This is a genomic window from Pseudoalteromonas sp. SWYJZ98 (assembly GCF_015864495.1).
Classification (GTDB): Bacteria; Pseudomonadota; Gammaproteobacteria; order Enterobacterales; family Alteromonadaceae; genus Pseudoalteromonas; species Pseudoalteromonas distincta.
This window is the reverse complement of record NZ_JADYXA010000028.1, coordinates 30759-51288: the sequence shown is the minus strand read 5'-3', so window position 1 is coordinate 51288 and position 20530 is coordinate 30759. Positions and strand designations below refer to the sequence as shown.

Below are 20530 nucleotides of genomic sequence, written 5' to 3'. Positions count from 1 at the left end.
CGCTCGATAAAGACAAATACCGAATTACTATGGCAGTTGCTGGTTTTAGCGAAAGCGAGCTGAGCATAGAGTCAGAAAACAACACACTAGTTGTTGCGGGTATTAAAACGGGTAAAGAGCAAGCCAGTGAGCGTAAATTTATTCATCAAGGTATTGCAGAGCGCAACTTTGAGCGTAAATTTCAGCTGGGGGATCACGTAAAAGTACTCGGCGCAGATTTAGCCAATGGCTTACTAAGTATTGACTTAGAACGTGAAATCCCTGAAGCGCTAAAACCACGCAAAATTGAAATTGGTAATAGCAATCTAATAGAAGGTAAATAATCTTCTAAAGTACATATTTCCCTGATTACTTAGCCGCCTCATTCGAGGCGGCTTTTTTGTTTACAGCGCTTCTAAATTATTAAGGTAGTAGGTTGCTTGTTGCAGCGTTTGTTCTTGGAGTGTTTTTTCTTGTTTATCCCAGTTTTTATATACCATACCAATACGTGGGTTCTTTTCTAGTCTGTCTCTGTGTTTATTCATGAAATGCCAGTACAGGCTATTTAGCGGGCAAGCTTTATCACCTACTTTTTGTTTAACATCGTACTGACAGCTTTTGCAGTAATCGCTCATCTTATTAATGTAGTTACCGCTTGCAGCATAAGGTTTAGTCGCAATTATTCCATCATCGGCAAACTGGCTCATTCCTCGGGTGTTGGGCATCTCTACCCACTCTATGGCATCGATATAAACACCTAGGTACCAGTTGTCTACGTCATCAGGGTTTATTCCTGTAAGCATGCAAAAGTTTCCAATAACCATTAGGCGTTGAATATGGTGGGCATAAGCGGTTTCAAGGCTTTGTTTTAATGAGTGGCTTAGGCAATTCATTTTTGTTGAGCTGTTCCAAAAATAAGATGGTAGTGTGTTTTTGGCTTGTAATTGATTTTTAACAGCGTAGTCGGGCATGTTAATCCAATAAATGGCACGTACATATTCTCTCCAACCTAATATTTGCCTAGTAAAGCCCTCTACTTGCGAGAGGGATATTTCACTTGGTCTTTGTTCGTATTCTCTTATTACACGTTTGATTACATATAACGGGTGGAGTATTTTTGCGTTTAGGGCAAACGATAATCGGCTATGGTACAAGCTGGTATTATTTTTACTTTGATCTGTCATCGCATCTTGAAAGTGACCAAAGCAACTAAGTAAATGCTCGCAAAAGTATTCTAGAGATTCAATAGCTTGTTTACGCGTTGTTGGCCACTCTAGTCTCTGATCGGCTATTTCGCCAAAGTAAACGATTTTGTGCTTATTTAAGCGAGAAATGATGCTCTTGACATTATTATTGAATAGCTTAGGTTTTGGTATACACGCTAAGTCAGCTTTGGAAAATTTATTACGATTATTACTGTCAAAATTCCATTTGCCACCGGTTGGCTTAGTATCATCAACTAATATATTAAACTGCTTACGCATAGCACGATAGAAGTGCTCCATTGTCACATGCTTGTTTTTTGTAAAGCGTGTTTTTATATCGGTGAACGGTAATAAAAAATGTTCAGTATCTGTGGCAATTACATCAAATGAGCCATCACTTTTAAACTTAGCTAATTGAGACTTAAGCCTAAACTCATCAGGATATTGATATTCAATAGTTTCGCATTGGTATTTATCGGCAATTCGCTTGAGTAATTCAATTAAGTCTTTGTCGTCAGCGGTATCGTCAAGTGTCAAATGCAAAACATTAAAACCTGCCGTTTTTAATGCAGTTGCAAAGTTTTCCATAGCATTAAAAAAAGCACACAGTTTTTGAATGTGATGCTTAACGTAGTCGGTTTCTTGTTTTAATTCTGCTATGAGATAAAGCGTGTCGTCGTCTTTTTGTTTATACCATGAATGAGATGGGTTTAGCTGATCGCCTAGTATTAATCTAAGTGTTTTATGATGGGTCATAGTAAAGCCAAATTTTTTTATACGGGCATAGTTAATTAAACGATCGTTTTAATATTTTACAACAAGCAAATAGGAGTAATTAAGTGCATAACGACAATAGTTTGCTGTTTTTAATGCTGGGGATTAGTTGTTTCTTGAGTTTAATAATAGATTAGTAAAACGAATAGAGGCGGTAAATAACGCAATACATTGTGCTGTTAGCAATAGGGCAAAAAAGTTTAACCGCATATCGAGGCGTTTTTGACCATGGTGTTAAAATGAGCATAATTAAGGGGAGTTTAAGTAACTTAAGTCTCCCCCCCAATTGAATATCTAAATTTTATTACTTTGCTTTTGCTGCATTCTTTGTTGTAACGAAACCACATTGGTAACGTTGAAAAGAACATTGCTTGCAAAGCTTTCAAAGTATCTAAGCGCTTTTTTCCAAGCGAGCTGACTCTCAGTATTAAAATGCTTACCAAGGTGCTCTTCAAGGGTTTCGTAAAAAGCGTTAGATAAAAGGGCAATGTCACTGTGTGAAGCGCCGCTTTTTTTTAGATACATTAAATGGTGAGCTAAAAAAGGAGCTACCGATGCTGGTTTATCTAAATGTTTAACAATTCGTTCTAACACGCAAAAGAGGGTAAAGCTCTTTTCGTTAAACTGTAAGGCCGTCGGGTAATTCATCTCAATACTAGATTGGGCTAATTTACTATGAAACTTAGCCGTAAACGCATGAAAGTTAGGCTTAATAATTGTTAAGTTATTTAATAATGCTGATTGTTGTTGATTCATTTTTATCTCGTTGCAGTGAGTAATAACTATTATTATCAAGTAGGAATAAAGTTGATTATAGCGGGCAGTTCAAATTCTGCACGTTTTTTTAGTGTGAAAGTATGGCTTTTTGTTATATCTATTTACTTTCTGGTAATTAGTGAGCCTTTAAAACGTATTTTAAGAGTTATTAAACTTCAGTTTATCTGATTTTTATCCTGAAATAATAAGCTCCTACATTCTATGACTCAAGTATGGGAATTTTATAAAGTTGGCTGATTACTTATGTTACTTACATATACATTAAATTAGCATCTTGACGAATTGCAAATTTTATAAACTAATTGCGTATTATAGTTGCTAATTATCCTGTACATCCTTATAATAGCGGCCATTGTTTAGCGTGTTGTATAACAGCTAACAGCGATATTAAATTTAAGGTTTGATATCTATTGGCGCGGGATGGAGCAGTCTGGTAGCTCGTCGGGCTCATAACCCGAAGGTCGTCGGTTCAAATCCGGCTCCCGCAACCAATTCTACTAGTAGGTATTACCTTACTAATTTATATCGCGCATTCTAAGTAATGCGCGTTTTGCGTTTTAGACTATGTAGTTTAATTAGGTCAGTTTACTGACTCGCAACCAAGCTTGGCCCTCGGCCACACAGTTTTATGCTTTATTGGTGTGACGCCCCGCTTGGTTCGGGGCGTTGTTGTATCTGCACCTTACGATTTGTGGCAATTGCTATCAAATTAAAATTTAAACTCAGTATTTTAGGGCTATAAGCCCTTTTTTTGTTTGTATGGAGGATTTTCGTGACAAAACTTGAACAAGATTTAGTAACCATGTTAACGCCTGCGGTAGAAATGTTAGGCTTTGAGTTGCATGGTCTTGAATTTGTACAAGCGGGTCGCCATTCTACCTTAAGAGTATATATTGCTCATGAGGATGGGATCTCAGTTGATAACTGTGCGGATGCCAGTCGCCAAATTAGTGCGATTTTAGACGTCGAAGACCCAATTACAAATGAATATGATTTGGAAGTATCGTCTCCTGGTGTTGATCGTCTATTATTCAAACAAGATCACTACGAGCAGGCGCAAGGAGAGGAAGTACGCGTGCGTACTAAACTTCCACAGGATGGTCGTCGTAATTTTAAAGGCGACTTAGTAGCAGTTAGCAGCGATATGATCACACTATCTAGCGATGGTGCAGAGCATCTGATCATGCTTAGTAACATCGAACGTGCGAATTTAATCGCGAAGTTTTAAATTCGAGTGCGAAGGAATAGGGCAAGCGAGGCATTACCCATGGCAAAAGAGATATTATTGGTTGCTGAAGCCGTTTCCAATGAGAAAGCGGTTCCAAAAGAAAAGATTTTTGAAGCTCTAGAGTTCGCTCTAGCGACAGCGACAAAGAAAAAACACGATGGCGAAATTGAAGTACGTGTAGCAATTGACCGTAAAACCGGTGATTACGATACGTTCCGTCGCTGGCAAATTGCCGCTGTATTAGAAGATGGTTCTTTAGAGAACCCATACAGCGAAATCACTCTAGAAGCAGCACAGGTTGAAGAACCTGATTTGCAAATGGGTGATTATGTTGAAGAACAAATTGACTCAATCAAATTTGACCGTATTACAACACAAATGGCTAAGCAAGTTATCGTACAAAAAGTACGTGAAGCTGAGCGCGCTTTAGTTGTTGAAGCATACAAAGATCAAGAAGGCGAGCTGGTAACGGGTGTTGTTAAAAAAGCAACTCGCGATGCAATCGTACTTGATTTAGGTAACAACGCAGAAGCGGTAATTTACCGTGATGACATGTTGCCACGTGAAAACTTCCGCCCGGGTGATCGAATCCGTGGTCTTTTATATGAAGTTAAACCTGAAGCACGCGGTGCACAATTATTTGTAACGCGCTCTAAACCTGAAATGCTAATGGAATTATTCCGCATTGAGGTGCCAGAAATTGGCGAAGAGATGATTGAGTTACGTGCAGCTGCACGTGATCCAGGTTCACGCGCTAAAATTGCTGTTAAATCTAACGACAAACGCATTGATCCAATTGGTGCATGTGTTGGTATGCGTGGCGCACGAGTTCAAGCTGTATCGTCTGAGCTTGGTGGTGAACGTGTTGATATCGTACTTTACGATGACAACCCAGCACAATTTGTTATCAATGCAATGGCGCCAGCAGAAGTTGCTTCAATCGTAATGGATGAAGACACTCACTCAATGGATATCGCTGTAGAAGCCGATAACCTAGCACAAGCAATTGGTCGTAATGGTCAGAATGTTCGTTTAGCAAGCCAATTAACTGGCTGGGAACTAAACGTAATGACTGTTGAAGACATGCGTACCAAAAATGAAGCTGAATCTGATAAGTTACTTAACTTATTCACTGAAAATTTAGATATAGATGATGAGTTTGCATCATTACTTATTAACGAAGGTTTCTCGACACTTGAAGAAGTGGCGTATGTACCTGCGTCTGAATTTTTAGAAATTGATGGTCTTGATGAAGAGACTGTAGATTTATTGCGTTCACGCGCAAAAGATGCATTGACAACTAAAGCACTTAAAACGGAAGAAAGCTTAGATGGCGCAGAGCCAGCTGAAGACTTACTTGCGCTTGAAGGCTTAGAGCGTCACTTAGCATTTGTTATGGCAAGCAAAGGTGTTGTTACACTTGAAGACTTGGCAGAGCAAGGTATTGACGAATTAGTTGATATCACAGAACTTTCATCTGAAAAAGCGGGTGAACTGATTATGGCTGCACGAAACATTTGTTGGTTTGCAGACGAGTAATTTATTAACGGAGGTATTACACACTATGGCAGAAGTAAATGTTGAAAAACTAGCCGGCGATATAGGTACAACTGTTGATAAATTGCTACAGCAGTTTTCACAAGCAGGTATCACTAAGCAAGCAACTGATAACGTAACAGAAGCTGAAAAAGCAACGTTACTTGATCATTTAAGCAAGCATCATGGTGGTACAGGTTCAGATGGCCCAGCGCGTATGACTTTACAACGTAAGAGCAAAAGCACATTAAGTGTGACTGGTTCTACGGGTAAAGCTAAAGATGTTCAAGTTGAAGTTCGCAAAACACGTACCTACGTGAAGAAAAGCGCAATGGAACAAGAACAAGAGCAAGCACGCTTAGCCGCTGAAGAAAAAGCCCGTCTTGAACAGCAACAAAAAGCTGAACAAGAAGCCGCAGAATTAAAAGCGAAACAAGAGGCAGAACGTAAAGCGAAAGAAGAAGCTGACCGTAAAGCCAAAGAAGAAGCTAAACGCAAAGCTGATGCAGAGCGTAAAGCGAAACAAAAGCAGATGACCCCAGAGCAAAGTGCTAAGTCTGAGAAAGATCGCATAGAAGCTGAGCGTCTGCAAAAAGAAGCAGAAGAGGCCGCATTGAAGAAAGCTGAAGAAGAAGCGAAACGTCAAGCAGAAGAGGCAAGAAAGCTAGCTGAAGAGAATTCAGCACGCTGGAAGAAAGAAGAAGAAGAACGTAAGAAACGCGAAGAAACAGCGGATCACCATCTTACGACTTCGACTTATGCACGTGAAGCAGAAGATGTTGCCGATGCTCGTGATGAGCAAGGCACTCGCCGTGCTAAGAAAAAGAAAAAAGCGCCAGCAAAAGATAAATTTGCAGCGTCAAGAGGCCGTAACAAGTCTAAATTAAAAGCACCAGCATCGCTGCAGCATGGTTTCCAAAAACCAACTGTTGATGTTAAAAATGAAGTGCGTATTAGCGAAACAATTACAGTAGCTGAGCTTGCATCACGCATGGCTGTTAAAGGCGCTGAAGTTGTTAAAACAATGATGAAAATGGGTGACATGGTTACTATTAACCAAGTGATCGACCAAGAAGCTGCACAACTAGTTGCAGAAGAAATGGGTCACAAGGTTATCATTGTTAAAGAAAACGAATTAGAGCAAACAGTACTTAACGACCGCCATGAAGATGGTAAGTCAGAGCCTCGTGCTCCAGTAGTAACTGTAATGGGTCACGTTGACCATGGTAAAACATCGACTCTAGATTACATTCGTTCTGCGAAGGTTGCTTCTGGCGAAGCCGGTGGTATTACACAGCATATTGGTGCATACCATGTTGATGTAAACGGCAATATGATTACCTTCTTAGATACTCCAGGACATGCTGCATTTACATCAATGCGTGCTCGTGGTGCTAAAGCGACAGATATCGTAATCTTAGTGGTTGCAGCAGATGATGGTGTTATGCCACAAACTAAAGAAGCGGTACAGCACGCACGTGCAGCTGGCGTTCCTTTAATCATTGCTGTAAACAAAATGGATAAAGAAGGCGCAGATCCAGATCGCGTTAAAAACGAACTAGCTCAGCTAGACGTTATCCCTGAAGAATGGGGCGGCGATACGCAGTACGTTCATATCTCAGCTAAAACTGGTCTAGGTATTGATGACCTTCTTGAAGCCGTACTTATGCAATCTGAGCTTTTAGAGCTTTCTGCCCCTACCGAAGGTATGGCTGCAGGTGTTGTTATTGAATCTCGTCTTGATAAAGGCCGCGGTCCAGTTGCATCAGTACTTGTTCAATCTGGTACGCTTAACCAAGGTGACATTGTATTATGTGGTCTTGAGTATGGCCGTGTTCGTGCAATGCGCGATGAAAACGGTAAAGACATCAAGTCGGCAGGTCCATCGATTCCAGTAGAGATTTTAGGTCTTTCTGGTATTCCAGCTGCGGGCGACGAAGCAACTGTAGTTAAAGATGAGCGTAAAGCGCGTGAAGTTGCTTTATACCGTCAAGGTAAATTCCGCGATGTTAAACTAGCACGTCAGCAAAAAGCTAAGCTTGAAAACATGTTTACCAACATGACTGAAGGTGATGTTTCTGAAGTTAACGTGGTACTTAAAGCAGACGTTCAAGGTTCTATCGAAGCAATCTCTGATTCACTAACTAAACTTTCTACTGATGAAGTAAAAGTGAAGATTGTAGGTTCAGGTGTGGGTGGTATTACTGAGACTGATGCGACACTAGCTGCAGCGTCTAACGCAATTGTAGTTGGCTTTAACGTTCGTGCTGATGCTTCTGCTCGTAAAGTGATTGATACTGAAAACTTAGACCTTCGTTATTACAGCGTAATTTATGCCTTAATCGAAGAAGTTAAGCAAGCCATGTCAGGCATGTTAGCACCTGAGTTTAAACAAGAAATCATTGGTCTTGCTCAAGTTCGTGACGTATTCAAGTCTCCAAAAATTGGCGCAATCGCTGGTTGTATGGTTACTGAAGGTGTTATTAAACGTAGCGCTCCAATCCGTGTACTACGTGAAAACGTGGTTATCTATGAAGGTGAACTTGAGTCACTTCGTCGCTTTAAAGACGATGTTGCTGATGTTCGTAACGGCATGGAATGTGGTATCGGCGTTAAGAACTACAATGACGTACGTGTTGGTGACCAAATCGAAGTATTTGAAACAGTTGAAGTACAACGTACTCTTTAATTGTTAGCTCGCTAAACTAATAAATGGGGGCTTAGCCCCCATTTGTGTATCCATTATTTAATTAGCTTATTATTAAATTTCAATAAGTTATGATTTTAGGACAAATGCAATGAGAGAATTTTCTCGCACTGATCGTGTTGCACAGCAAATCCAAAAAGAAATTGCTGTAATTTTACAACGCGAAATTAAAGATCCACGCTTAGGTATGGTGACAGTGTCAGCGGTAGAAGTATCGCGTGATTTATCTTATGCCAAAATTTTCATCACTGTGTTTAACACACAAGATGAAGATGCAGCAAAGCAAAGCGCAAAAGTACTTAATGAAGCAACGGGTTATATTCGCTCGTTACTTGGTAAGCGTATTCGTGCTCGTATAATGCCTGAGTTAAAGTTTGTAGTTGATAATTCACTGATGGAAGGTATGCGTATTTCTAATTTAGTGGATTCTATTATCCGCGAAGATAACGCAAAGCATGTCGATGAAGATGTAGAAAGTGTTGATGCTGATATTTCAGATAGTGAACAAAGTACTAAGCACGTAGAAGATACAGATAGCGAAGAAGGCACTGATACAGATGGCAAAGCGCAGTAAAGGCCGTGCAGTTGACGGTATTTTGTTGTTAAACAAACCGCAAGGCATTTCATCAAATAAAGCTCTGCAGCAAGCGAAAGGTGTTTATTTTGCACAAAAAGCTGGCCACACTGGGGCTTTAGACCCGCTTGCTACAGGTATGCTGCCAATTTGTTTTGGTGAGGCGACTAAGTTTACGCAGTTTCTACTTGATACAGATAAAACTTATATCGTTCGTGCAAAACTGGGTGAGCGTACAACGACATCAGATTCTGATGGCGAAATTGTTAGCACTAAAGATGTGAACGTAACGCGTGAACAGCTAACAAAAGAAATAGCTGCTTTTGTTGGAGAGTCAGATCAATATCCATCAATGTACTCAGCACTTAAGTATCAAGGTAGACCATTATATAAGTACGCACGAGAGGGTATTGAAGTCCCTCGTAAATGCAGAAAAATAAATGTGTTTAGCTTATCGTTTGACGAATTTGATGAACAAAACAACGTATTACAAATGACGGCTCATGTATCAAAAGGGACGTATATTCGTACAATCGTTGATGATTTGGGCGAAAACCTAGGGTGTGGCGCACACGTTATAATGCTTCACAGAACTGCTGTTGGTCAGTATCCGGCAGATAAAATGGTTTCGCTTGATGAAATTGAAGCGTTGCTTGCTAAAGCGAAAGCAGAAGAGCTTGCGCCTTCTACTTATTTAGACTCGTTGTTATTACCTATAGACACTGCTTTAACTGATTTACCTGTTATTGAAATTTCGAAAGAGCAGGGCAAAGTATTTAGTCATGGGCAAGCAGTCGAGTTACCTGAAGCTTTACCTGAGGGGGCAATTAAAGTTGTTGCGGATGGTGTGTTTATTGGTACTGGCGAGCGCAACTCAAATGGTCATTTAAAGGTTAAACGTGGTCTTGCTAGCCAGCAAGATGATTACGTAAAGCCTGAATAAGCAATTAGTGTGCCCAGCAGTGGCTTATTAGTTGTAGATGGGAATAATTAACTTGTAGTTATTCCCACAGTTGGTAGAATACGCCGGCTTAATCGTTTTGGCTGAATTAGTGATCGGCTAAGACACCTTTTAAATTTAATTTTTGGAGTTACTATGTCACTAAGCAATCAAGAAAAAATCGATATCATTGCTAAATTTGCACGTGCAGAAGGCGATACAGGTTCATCAGAAGTACAAGTAGCATTACTTACTTATGATATCAACAAGCTTCAAGGTCACTTTGCTGATCACAAGCATGACTTCCACTCACGTCGTGGTCTGCTTCGTAAAGTAAGCACTCGCCGTAAACTACTTGATTACCTTAAAGGTAAAGATATCACTAGTTATACTGCACTAATCAAAGAACTTGGCCTACGTCGTTAAGAACTAGATTATAGAAATGGGAGCTTTTTAGCTCCTTTTTTTGTGCCTAAAATTTGTGTTTTAAAATAAAACAAATATATAAACTTATTGAATTATATTGTAAAACTCCTATTTCATAGCTTATCAAGCATCGTTGTATTTACCCACTCATTAGCCCAGCTTAAATCTAGTCGTTAGATTGAACAAATTTCAATCCGCAAAGATCAACACACCCTAGACTCGCATTTTGAAGTAGCTTTGGTATATACTATGCGCGTAGATAAAAAGGTTTATCTACGCTTATTCACATCATTGCCAATTGTAGTACTTAATTGATTTCCAACTGAATACAATTATGTACTGTAATTGGTACTTTGATGACAACTTATTAGAATACATTTAAGGAATATTTTAAGTGCAAGCAATTATTAAAGAATTCAAACTAGGTCAACATACAGTGACTCTAGAAACTGGTGCAATCGCTCGTCAAGCAGACGGCGCTGTACTTGCAAGCATTGGCGACACTTCAGTTTTAGTAACTGTTGTTGGTAAGCGTGAAGCACAACCTGGTCAAGACTTTTTTCCACTAACCGTTAACTACCAAGAGCGTATGTACGCTGCTGGTCGTATCCCTGGTGGTTTCTTAAAGCGTGAAGGCCGTCCTAACGATGGCGAAACTCTTATTGCACGTCTTATTGACCGTCCAATTCGTCCACTTTTCCCAAGCGGCTTTGTAAACGAAGTACAAGTTATTGCTACTGTTGTTTCTGTTAACCCTGAAATCCAACCTGATATGGTTGCGATGATTGGTACTTCAGCAGCACTTGCTATCTCTGGTATCCCATTCAGTGGTCCAATTGGTGCATCTCGTGTTGGTTACATCAACGGCGAATACGTACTTAACCCTACATTAAAAGAGCTTGAAGAAAGCCAACTTGATTTAGTGGTAGCCGGTACTGATAAAGCGGTACTTATGGTTGAATCAGAAGCTAACGTACTTGCAGAAGACGTAATGCTTGGCGCTGTTGTATATGGTCATGAGCAATCTCAAGCGATCATTACTGCAATCGAAGAATTTAAAGCAGAAGCAGGCAAGCCTACTTGGGATTGGACTGCACCAGCTAAAAACGTTGCACTAGAAGATAAAGTAGCAACTATTGCTGCTGAAAAAGTAGGCGCAGCTTACTTAATCACTGATAAAGTAGCGCGTAAAGAAGCTCTTGGTGAAGCTAAAGATGAAGTTGTTGCAGTATTAACAGCTGGACTTGCTGAAGGCGAGTCTTTAGACAAGCAAGAAATTGGCAAAATCTTCGGTTCACTTGAGAAGAAAATCGTTCGTGGCCGTATCGCTGCTGGCGAAAAACGTATCGATGGTCGTGAACCAGATATGATTCGTGCACTAGACGTAATGACTGGCGTATTACCGCGTACTCACGGTTCTGCTATCTTTACACGTGGTGAAACTCAAGCGTTAGTAACAGCGACACTTGGTACAGAACGTGATTCACAGTTAATCGACGATTTAACTGGTACTCATAAAAACCACTTTATGCTTAACTACAACTTCCCTCCATTCTGTGTAGGTGAAACTGGTTTTGTTGGTTCTCCTAAGCGTCGTGAAATCGGCCATGGTAACCTTGCTAAGCGTGGTATTTCAGCTGTAATGCCTACACTTACTGAGTTCCCTTACTCAATCCGTGTAGTATCTGAAATTACTGAATCAAACGGTTCTTCTTCAATGGCGTCTGTTTGTGGTACTTCTCTAGCACTTATGAACGCGGGTGTACCAATTAAAGCATCTGTTGCTGGTATTGCGATGGGTCTAGTTAAAGAAGACGATAAATTCGTTGTTCTTTCTGACATTTTAGGTGATGAAGATCACTTAGGTGACATGGACTTTAAAGTTGCCGGTACTGCTGCAGGTATTACTGCACTTCAAATGGATATCAAAATCGAAGGTATCACTCAAGAAATCATGCAAATTGCGCTTAAACAAGCAAAAGCTGCACGTTTACATATCTTAGAAGTGATGGATGAAGCGATTTCTGCTCCTTCTGAAGAGCTATCAATGTTTGCTCCTCGTATCTACACGATGAAAATCCCACAGAAGAAAATCGCTGAAGTTATTGGTAAAGGTGGCGCAACTATTCGTCAACTTACTGAAGAAACTGGTACAACGATTGAAATCGGTGACGACGGTACAATCAAAATTGCCGCTACAGATGGCGAAAGTGCAGCTAATGCCATTAGCCGTATTGAGCAATTAACAGCTGAACTTGAAGTAGGTACTATCTACGAAGGTAAAGTTGTACGTATTGTTGACTTCGGTGCATTTGTAAACATTCTTCCAGGTAAAGATGGTCTAGTACATATTTCTCAAATTAGTACTGAGCGCGTTAACAACGTGGCTGATCACCTTTCTGAAGGTCAAGAAGTTAAAGTTAAAGTACTAGAAGTAGATCGCCAAGGCCGTGTACGTCTAAGTATTAAAGAAGCAATGGAATCAGCAGCACCAGCTGTTGACGCGCCAACTGACGCGTAATTGCTAACTTATTAATCTAGTTATATTAGCTAGATGATAAAAAAGGGGCTGTTTAGCCCCTTTTTTTATGCTTTAATGAAACCTTATTGGACAAGGTCTGTCTTATATTAATCGCGATATATCTTGGTATTAAGGATTTTAATGATACTCAAACATTTAGCTTTGGCATCTTTTGCTATTTTGTCTTTAAGCGCTTGCCAAACTACAACCGAATCAGAACCAACCCCGATTGTTAATGTGCCATTTACTGCACCTTTAGCTTCTGACTTTAGAAGTGAAATTGCCATTGCACGCTACTCAGAGTTATTGAATAGAGCTGATTTAAGCGAAGAGCAACAAGCTAAGCTTTATTATGACCGTGGTGTACTTTTTGATAGTTTAGGTATGACCACTCTTTCGCGTATTGATTTTAACCGCGCAGTAAAGCTTAAACCTGATTTAGCTGAAGTATATAACTTTCTAGGTATTCAACATACGCTTATGCAGCAATACGAAAAAGCCTATGAGTTTTTTGATTCAGCCCTTGAGCTTGATGAAGAGCATGAATATGCTTATTTAAATAGAGGCATAGCCCTTTATTACGGTGATAGAGCAGGTCTTGCTAAAAACGACTTTGATGAGTTTTTAGCCCGCTCTCCAAATGATCCATACCGTGTTTTATGGGTTTACTTAGCCAGTGCACAAGAAGATAAAGCAGCAGCGCTTGAATCACTTAAAACTAATGCAACAGCACTTGATGAATCGCAATGGGCGTATCAGTTAATTTCTCTTTATACGGGGGATATGACTGAGTATGCATTTTTATCTGGCATTAGTGATGGTGTTAGAACCGAGCAAGAATATGCGCAGCGTTTATGTGAAGCTTATTTTTACTTAGCCAAAATGCATCAAGCAGCTGGTGAGCTGTATTTAGCATCAGACTACTTTAGGCTTGCGCTAGCAACTAATGTACACGAGTTTATTGAGTACAAATATGCGCGTTTAGAGCTTGAGTTGATGCAAGGTGTTGACGCAAGTTAAGCGTTTTAAATTAATAGGTGTATTACTATGTTGTTTGTTAATTACAGGCTCGAGTAATCACCTAGGCGCTATTGGCTTTTGGCATGTTTTAAACGCAAAAGCTAATGTGCTACAAAGTTATTGGAAATCACCTGGTTATTTTTCTGATCACTTAGAGCAGTTACCAAATACCTCTTTAGCTATACTTGCCCGCAGTAAAATTTCTTCAGCCCAATATATGTATTCTCTTAAGCTTATTAAAAACAGTCAGAGCGATACTGCAAAACAATTTTGGCTCACAGCATTAAATGACTTAACAATCCCAGAGCGTAAAATATTAGCAACAAAGTTACTTGAGCACTCACGTTGGGGGGATTTAAAACTACTCGCTAGTAAAAACAAATTACCAGCAGGGGATGTGCTAAATCATCTAAAACTTCAGTTAAAAACACCACAGAGTAACGTATCTAGTGAGTTTATCCACGCTCTCGGTTTTTCATCTTTAATAAATATAAGTAAACCTAATAAGCAATGTATGTTTAACGTACTGACTATGAGCGATCATCGTAGTGGCTTATATAAACTCACCGAGTTTATTAATGTTTATAATAAACAGCCAGAGCCCCGTGAAAATATTTTTTGCTTTTCAAAACCAGTTTACGTTGCAGGTATGCTTGAGTGTAAAAGTAGCACTAATCAAATAGCAAAGTGTGACTGGCAATCAGCTAAACTCAATAACCAGCTTCCTAACAATTTTGATTTTATAGTAATGATGCCAAAAGATGGAACGGCTAATGTTACTAAAGGAACAATGCTAATAAACTCAAAAGCAAAATACAGTGTGTTTTTGCATGAGTTGATGCATTTTAACGGTTTTGAAGATGAATATGCTTTGCCTAAAACTAAACAAGCATGGTTGTGTGCAAAAACGGGTTTTGTGGCACCTAATTTATTTATTTCTCATGATGAGTCGCCCCCAATAGGCTGGCATAAAGCAAAGAGTTGCCAGATAGGTGGTGTTGCATATAAACCTAGTGAAAATTGGTCTATTATGCAATATCAGCAGTTAGGGCTCTCGGCGCAGTATAGAGAGATTTGGTTGAAGCATTTAGATATGACCAATGGTAATTCTTATCGCCACTCCAGCGCGCTTACATTTGCAAATAAGGCCATATTAAATTAACAATTATCAGTATTAATTAATTGTTTTTGTAGGCTTAATAAATTGTTAGTTCATGTTTAAAAAACACCCATACAGAACCGCTTTTTATAGACAAAATCAGTGTTTTTCAGTATAACTATAGTCATTAATGTCGTTTAAAAACAGGCAGTAAAAGCATCCCTTAGTATTAAAAAGAGATGCCCTGATAAACTTATGATTATAAAAGGCCCTACATTATGACTTTGCTCTGGATACCCTTGTTATCCTTAATTGGCAGTGTTATTTCTGCATGCACAGGTAAGTTATCCCGCAATTTAAGCACTAGCTTAACGGCTCTTGCGCCTTTAACGGCTTTGGGAATAACTTTATACCATGCACCTGCAGTTTTAGCGGGCGAAACCATTCGTTACTCTTTCGCTTGGATCCCGTCAATAGGGCTCGACCTATCTCTGCGGTTAGACGGCCTCAGTTTATTGTTTATGTTTATGATTTTAGGCATAGGCCTGCTCGTTATCCTCTACACGCGTTACTACCTCAGTGCCAACGACTCAATGGCTAAGTTATATAGTTATTTAATGCTGTTTATGACCGCTATGCTTGGCATTGTTATGTCTAACAATGTTATTCAGCTGTGGTTGTTTTGGGAATTAACGAGCATCAGCTCATTTTTATTAATTAGTTTTTGGTGGCATAAGTCTGAAGCGCGAAAGGGTGCTCGTATGGCACTTGCTGTAACAGGCGCGGGCGGCTTAGCGTTACTTGCAGGCTTAATGCTATTAGGTGATATTGTTGGTAGTTATGACCTAGATGTTATCCTAGCGAGTAAAGCAATAATTCAATCTCACGATTTATACGAAGTAGCATTAGTATTGGTGCTATTGGGTGCGTTTACTAAATCGGCACAATTTCCTTTTCATTTTTGGCTTCCTCATGCAATGGCAGCGCCTACACCAGTGAGCGCGTATTTACATTCTGCAACCATGGTAAAAGCCGGTATATTTTTGTTAGCACGTTTTCATCCGGCTTTAGCTGGCACCGATACGTGGTTCTTACTTGTTGGATTAACAGGTTTAGCTACGCTGTTGTTTGGTGCTTATATAGCGTTATTCAAACACGATTTAAAAGGACTGTTAGCCTACTCAACAATAAGCCATTTGGGTTTAATAACGCTATTACTCGGGCTTGATACTGAGCTTGCGACTGTTGCTGCTATATTTCATATAATTAACCATGCAACGTTTAAAGCGTCGTTATTTATGGCCGTTGGTATTATCGATCATGAAACAGGCACGCGCGATATGCGTAAATTAAATGGTATGTGGCGATACTTACCATACACTGCAACGCTTGCAATGGTCGCGGCGGCTGCAATGGCAGGGGTTCCATTACTTAATGGGTTTTTATCTAAAGAAATGTTTTTTGCAGAAACGCTGCATCAGCAAGTGCTTGGTTCTATGTCGTGGTTAATTCCAGTACTGGCAACGGTTGCAGGCGCATTAGCTGTTGCGTACTCCGCACGCTTTATTCATGACGTGTTCTTTAATGGTGAACCAATCGATTTACCTCGCACGCCGCACGAACCGCCGCGTTATATGCGAGTACCAATAGAAATATTAGTTGTGATTTGTTTGCTAGTGGGTATGTTCCCACACTTTACAATTGATGGCATTTTATCTGCGGCCTCTTTAGCTGTACTTGGAAAAGAGATGCCAGTTTACGAATTGGCTATTTGGCACGGGTTTAACTTGCCTCTATTAATGAGTGCAATGGCGATTGCTGGCGGCTTATTTATTTATATTAATCGTAAATATTTATTTCAGTTTCAAGCATCATTACCACCTTTAAATGCTAAAAAGACGTTTGAACGTGTAATTTTAAGTGTTGTTGCTTGGTGTCAGTCAAAGGTAAGCAGTATCGAAAATGGATCGCTGCAGCGCTACCTAGTAATTATGTTAGCGGTAGTCTTACTGTGTGCCGGTTGGCCATTATTTGAAATGCAACAACTTGCTGGCAGCATGCCACTTACCCCTGTTGATGTGCACAATGCAATTGGTGCGGGCTTATTGATTATTGGTGCTCTTGCTACTGTTATTTGGCATCGCTCTCGAATGGTATCGTTGTTAATGCTCTCAATCGTAGGGTTAATGGTATCAGTTGTATTCACACGCTTTTCTGCTCCTGATTTAGCACTTACACAGTTAACTGTTGAGGTTGTTACTATTATTTTACTTATGCTGGCATTGTTTTTCTTACCCCAGCATACGCCAAAAGAATCAAGTTCATTACGCGTACTTCGAGATTTAGGAATTGCCTCTACGTTAGGTGTAGTTATAGCGAGTATCTGTTATGCATTACTTACACGTCCATTAGATTCAATCTCAGACTTCTTTATTGCTAACGCTAAAATTGGTGGCGGTGGTACTAATGTAGTTAACGTTATTTTAGTCGACTTTAGGGGCTTTGATACGCTTGGTGAAATTACCGTATTAGGCATTGCCGCATTAGGTATATTTAAAGTACTTTCTCGAATCCCATTATTTATGCCAGCAAGTGACAGCGAAGGGCGCCCATGGGCACGAGAGCGCCACCCAATCTTACTGGCGAGTATTTCACAAAGTTTATTACCGCTTGCGTTATTGGTTTCTGCATATATTTTCTTACGCGGACATAACTTACCTGGCGGTGGCTTTATTGCAGGACTGGTAACGTCAATCGCGTTTATTTTGCAATACATGGCGCATGGTACAGCATGGATAAACGGACGTTTTGATGTTAATTATCGTAAAATCATAGCTTCAGGCATTGGTATTTCACTGTTCACTGGTGTGGGTAGCTGGTTCTTTGATAAGCCATTTTTAACAACTTGGTTTGACTACTTTGATATTCCGTTTGTCGGTAAAACAGAGCTTGCCAGCGCGATTGCATTTGACCTAGGTGTTTACTTAACGGTTGTAGGCGCTACGCTAATGATTTTGGCAAGCTTAGGTAATATGACGGCAGATACCCAGAAAAAAGAGGTAAATATTTAATGGAATTATTGTACGCATCTTGCGTTGGAGTATTGGTCAGTTGCGGTGTGTTTTTACTGCTAAGAGCTCGTACGTTCCCTGTAGTACTTGGACTTACTATGATTTCATATGCTGTTAACTTATTTTTGTTTTCAGCAGGTCGTCTTACTATTAATAAAGCGGTAGTGCTTGGTACTGGTACAGAATACGCCGACCCATTACCTCAAGCTTTAGTGCTTACAGCTATTGTTATTGGTTTTGCGATGACCGCATTCGTGGTTATTTTAGCAATACGTGGGCGCGCCGATTTAGGTAGCGACCATGTTGATGGTTATGTGCCTAACACCTCGGCAGATAATAAGGAGCAAAAATGATCCAACATTTAGCTTCGCTCCCTATTTTATTACCTATGCTGACGGCTGTTATTTTATTGCTACCGCCATGTGGTAAAAGCGTTAAAATTCGCCGCTTAGTTTCAATTGTAATGGCAATAGCTACTTTTGCAATTAGTGTGCTTTTACTTGTACATGTTAATAATACAGGTATTAACGTTTACGCTATTGGCAATTGGTCTGCACCATTTGGAATAGTCTTAGTAGCCGATATGTTGTCTACCTTATTGGTTACGTTAACTTCATTTTTAGGTTTGGGCGCTATTTTATATGGTAGTGCTGGCGATGATGAAAAAGGCAGCTTTTATCACCCACTTGTTCACTTTTTGATATTAGGTGTAAATGGCGCGTTTTTAACTGGCGATTTATTTAACCTATTTGTATTTTTTGAAGTGCTACTGATTGCATCTTATGCATTGTTAATGCACGCAGGTGATAAACAAAATACTCGTGCGGCATTGCAATATGTAATATTGAATTTAGTTGGCTCAAGCGTATTTTTAATTGGTTTGGGTATTTTGTACGGTGTGCTTGGTACGCTTAATATTGCAGATATGACGCAAAAGGTATCACTACTTACAGGTGATGATGTATATCTAGCAAAAGCAGGTGGCTTACTACTATTAATAGTATTTGCTTTAAAAGGCGCACTATTACCTCTGCATTTATGGCTTCCAAATACTTACGCAAGTGCTAAACCTGTGGTTGCCGCATTGTTTGCGATTATGACCAAAGTAGGCGTTTACGCTATGCTTCGTGTTTATACGGTGATATTTGGTGAACAAGCCGGAGCGCTTGAACACATGGCGCAGCCTTGGCTTTGGGGCTTAGCAATTGCGACCATTATAGTAGGTGCAATTGGTGTGATGGCAGCACAAGACTTACGTAAACTCACCTCTAACTTAGTATTAGTATCGGTAGGTACGCTGGTTGCGCTAATAGCATTGCAAAATGTAAATGCCACTGCTGCACTTTTATATTATTTAGTGCATTCAACACTTGTTAGTGCCGCACTATTTTTACTAGCAGACTTAGTTTCAATCCAGCGCGGTAAAGTTGGCGATAGACTAGTAGCAGGTCGCTCTGTAAAACAGCCATTTTTATTAGGTGTGTGCTTTATTATTGCGTCTTTAACGGTAGTTGGTATGCCACCACTGTCAGGCTTTGTAGGTAAAATTTGGATACTTAAAGCGACATTAAACAGTGAGCAAGCTTTATTATTTTGGCCAGTATATTTAGTAACAAGTTTTGCGTTGCTAGTAGCGCTTTCGCGCGCGGGCACAACTTTGTTCTGGGAGCATAGAAGCAAAAATAGCGAAAATGCCGATTGTGCAAGTGCACACCCGGTGCAGGTAATTGTAATTATAGCTTTACTTGCATGTTCGCCATTGCTCGTTATTTTGGGCGGACCAATAAGTGAATATATGCTAAATGCTGCTACTCAGTTACATGATCTAAGCGGCGGTATTAATGCTGTACTTAAAGGAGGCATGTGATGAGATTACAAGCCCGTTTTCGTTGGTTACCAACGCCATTTCGTAGCTTATTTTTGTTTATGGTTTGGTTATTGTTAAACAATAGCGTATCGGTAGGGCACTTAGTATTAGCGACTATTTTTGCGATACTCATCCCTATATTAAGTTTTTCGTTTCGAGACCCTCAGCCACTGATTTTAAAGCCAGGCTTGGCGCTTAAGCAGTTACTTATAGTGCTGTACGATATTGTTGTTGCAAATTTACAAGTGGCTTTACTTATACTTGGGCCATCAAAAAAATTGCGTCCGGCCTTTATAAAAGTTCCTATAGATTTAACACACGACATGCCAATTACTATATTGGCTAGTTGTGTATCGCTTACACCTGGTACTGTGAGTGCAGAAGTTTATCCAATTGCTGAGTCGTTACCTGAAGGTGAAGAGCCAACGCAACGCTACTTACTGATACATGTGCTTGACCTTAAAGATGAAGAAGCACTTATCAAACAAATAAAACAACGCTACGAAGCTCCACTAAAGGAGATATTTCAATGTTAGACACCGTATTACTCATTGTTTTTTCGATGATTGGCTTATCATTATTGCTTAATTTATGGCGATTGATCATCGGTCCGTCAGTGCCTGACCGTGTTTTAGCGCTCGATACTATGTACATTAACGTCATCGCACTGATTATTTTATACAGCATTAGTATGGATACAGGGCTTTATTTTGAAGCTGCACTGCTCATTGCCATGCTCGGCTTTATAAGTACGGTTGCAGTGTGTAAGTATTTACTACGTGGCGATATAATTGAATAAGGTGAAA

Annotated in this window: 17 protein-coding genes and 1 tRNA gene; 16 read left to right on the top strand and 2 right to left on the bottom strand. The window is 39.9% G+C overall.

The genetic code is table 11. The annotated features are described in order from the left end of the window. Nucleotides 1–323: Hsp20 family protein (locus tag I6F10_RS14665; RefSeq protein WP_197099064.1), on the top strand; the 323-nt coding region annotated here is incomplete at its 5' end. A gap of 60 nt (nucleotides 324–383) precedes the next feature. On the opposite strand, the gene I6F10_RS14660 is transcribed toward I6F10_RS14665, so the two are convergent. Both I6F10_RS14660 and I6F10_RS14655 read right to left on the bottom strand, forming a co-directional pair. After that, entirely contained in the window at nucleotides 384–1940 is a 1557-nt protein-coding gene (locus tag I6F10_RS14660) for a cryptochrome/photolyase family protein (RefSeq protein ID WP_165744014.1), read from the bottom strand. Between the two features lie 312 nt (nucleotides 1941–2252). Then, complete coding sequence (locus I6F10_RS14655) at nucleotides 2253–2714, bottom strand: globin (RefSeq protein ID WP_138489413.1); 462 nt, start codon at nucleotides 2712–2714, stop codon at nucleotides 2253–2255. A gap of 435 nt (nucleotides 2715–3149) precedes the next feature. Between I6F10_RS14655 and I6F10_RS14650 the strand changes: the two genes are divergently transcribed. The 15 genes from I6F10_RS14650 (at nucleotide 3150) to I6F10_RS14580 (ending at nucleotide 20523) form a co-directional block, all read left to right on the top strand. Beyond that, a tRNA-Met gene (locus I6F10_RS14650) sits at nucleotides 3150–3226 on the top strand. Nucleotides 3227–3507: 281 nt separating this feature from the next. Continuing rightward, on the top strand, nucleotides 3508–3963 hold the full coding sequence (rimP, locus tag I6F10_RS14645; protein ID WP_002958482.1) for a ribosome maturation factor RimP: 456 nt from the start codon (nucleotides 3508–3510) through the stop codon (nucleotides 3961–3963). Between the two features lie 39 nt (nucleotides 3964–4002). Continuing rightward, complete coding sequence (nusA, locus tag I6F10_RS14640; RefSeq protein ID WP_002958483.1) at nucleotides 4003–5502, top strand: transcription termination factor NusA; 1500 nt, start codon at nucleotides 4003–4005, stop codon at nucleotides 5500–5502. 25 nt (nucleotides 5503–5527) lie between these two features. Next, nucleotides 5528–8188 (top strand): translation initiation factor IF-2, encoded by a 2661-nt coding sequence (infB, locus tag I6F10_RS14635; protein ID WP_002958484.1) that lies wholly within the window; start codon nucleotides 5528–5530, stop codon nucleotides 8186–8188. A gap of 109 nt (nucleotides 8189–8297) precedes the next feature. After that, a complete protein-coding gene (gene rbfA, locus I6F10_RS14630) occupies nucleotides 8298–8780 on the top strand; it encodes a 30S ribosome-binding factor RbfA (protein ID WP_002958487.1) in 483 nt (160 codons plus the stop codon). Further along, the gene (gene truB, locus I6F10_RS14625) at nucleotides 8764–9723 is read left to right on the top strand and encodes a tRNA pseudouridine(55) synthase TruB (RefSeq protein ID WP_024606290.1); all 960 of its coding nucleotides are present in this window, start codon (nucleotides 8764–8766) and stop codon (nucleotides 9721–9723) included. Before rbfA ends, truB begins: the two co-directional genes overlap by 17 nt. A gap of 153 nt (nucleotides 9724–9876) precedes the next feature. Next, nucleotides 9877–10146, top strand: coding sequence for a 30S ribosomal protein S15 (gene rpsO / locus I6F10_RS14620; RefSeq protein WP_002958490.1), 270 nt, complete (start codon nucleotides 9877–9879; stop codon nucleotides 10144–10146). A 394-nt stretch (nucleotides 10147–10540) separates the two neighbouring features. Further along, on the top strand, nucleotides 10541–12667 hold the full coding sequence (gene pnp, locus I6F10_RS14615; protein WP_197099063.1) for a polyribonucleotide nucleotidyltransferase: 2127 nt from the start codon (nucleotides 10541–10543) through the stop codon (nucleotides 12665–12667). 141 nt (nucleotides 12668–12808) lie between these two features. Beyond that, a complete protein-coding gene (gene nlpI, locus I6F10_RS14610; protein ID WP_024606292.1) occupies nucleotides 12809–13687 on the top strand; it encodes a lipoprotein NlpI in 879 nt (292 codons plus the stop codon). Further along, nucleotides 13674–14849, top strand: a complete 1176-nt coding sequence (locus I6F10_RS14605; protein ID WP_024606293.1) for a hypothetical protein — start codon at nucleotides 13674–13676, stop codon at nucleotides 14847–14849. The genes nlpI and I6F10_RS14605 overlap by 14 nt, the downstream gene beginning before the upstream one ends. A gap of 215 nt (nucleotides 14850–15064) precedes the next feature. Then, nucleotides 15065–17857, top strand: a complete 2793-nt coding sequence (locus I6F10_RS14600) for a monovalent cation/H+ antiporter subunit A (protein ID WP_024603510.1) — start codon at nucleotides 15065–15067, stop codon at nucleotides 17855–17857. Then, a complete protein-coding gene (locus tag I6F10_RS14595; protein ID WP_010554685.1) occupies nucleotides 17857–18210 on the top strand; it encodes a Na+/H+ antiporter subunit C in 354 nt (117 codons plus the stop codon). Before I6F10_RS14600 ends, I6F10_RS14595 begins: the two co-directional genes overlap by 1 nt. Continuing rightward, nucleotides 18207–19724, top strand: coding sequence for a monovalent cation/H+ antiporter subunit D (locus I6F10_RS14590; protein WP_197099062.1), 1518 nt, complete (start codon nucleotides 18207–18209; stop codon nucleotides 19722–19724). Before I6F10_RS14595 ends, I6F10_RS14590 begins: the two co-directional genes overlap by 4 nt. Then, complete coding sequence (locus tag I6F10_RS14585; protein WP_002958499.1) at nucleotides 19724–20260, top strand: Na+/H+ antiporter subunit E; 537 nt, start codon at nucleotides 19724–19726, stop codon at nucleotides 20258–20260. The genes I6F10_RS14590 and I6F10_RS14585 overlap by 1 nt, the downstream gene beginning before the upstream one ends. After that, on the top strand, nucleotides 20254–20523 hold the full coding sequence (locus I6F10_RS14580) for a K+/H+ antiporter subunit F (RefSeq protein ID WP_007378493.1): 270 nt from the start codon (nucleotides 20254–20256) through the stop codon (nucleotides 20521–20523). The genes I6F10_RS14585 and I6F10_RS14580 overlap by 7 nt, the downstream gene beginning before the upstream one ends. Nucleotides 20524–20530: the final 7 nt, after the last annotated feature.

Bases quoted from the DNA above. Each gene is read 5' to 3' on its own strand.
- I6F10_RS14660 (WP_165744014.1), bottom strand. From the start codon at position 1,940: ATGACCCATCATAAAACACTTAGATTAATACTAGGCGATCAGCTAAAC.
- I6F10_RS14655 (WP_138489413.1), bottom strand. From the start codon at position 2,714: ATGAATCAACAACAATCAGCATTATTAAATAACTTAACAATTATTAAG.
- nusA (WP_002958483.1), top strand. From the start codon at position 4,003: ATGGCAAAAGAGATATTATTGGTTGCTGAAGCCGTTTCCAATGAGAAA.
- infB (WP_002958484.1), top strand. From the start codon at position 5,528: ATGGCAGAAGTAAATGTTGAAAAACTAGCCGGCGATATAGGTACAACT.
- rbfA (WP_002958487.1), top strand. From the start codon at position 8,298: ATGAGAGAATTTTCTCGCACTGATCGTGTTGCACAGCAAATCCAAAAA.
- truB (WP_024606290.1), top strand. From the start codon at position 8,764: ATGGCAAAGCGCAGTAAAGGCCGTGCAGTTGACGGTATTTTGTTGTTA.
- rpsO (WP_002958490.1), top strand. From the start codon at position 9,877: ATGTCACTAAGCAATCAAGAAAAAATCGATATCATTGCTAAATTTGCA.
- nlpI (WP_024606292.1), top strand. From the start codon at position 12,809: ATGATACTCAAACATTTAGCTTTGGCATCTTTTGCTATTTTGTCTTTA.
- I6F10_RS14600 (WP_024603510.1), top strand. From the start codon at position 15,065: ATGACTTTGCTCTGGATACCCTTGTTATCCTTAATTGGCAGTGTTATT.
- I6F10_RS14595 (WP_010554685.1), top strand. From the start codon at position 17,857: ATGGAATTATTGTACGCATCTTGCGTTGGAGTATTGGTCAGTTGCGGT.
- I6F10_RS14590 (WP_197099062.1), top strand. From the start codon at position 18,207: ATGATCCAACATTTAGCTTCGCTCCCTATTTTATTACCTATGCTGACG.
- I6F10_RS14585 (WP_002958499.1), top strand. From the start codon at position 19,724: ATGAGATTACAAGCCCGTTTTCGTTGGTTACCAACGCCATTTCGTAGC.
- I6F10_RS14580 (WP_007378493.1), top strand. From the start codon at position 20,254: ATGTTAGACACCGTATTACTCATTGTTTTTTCGATGATTGGCTTATCA.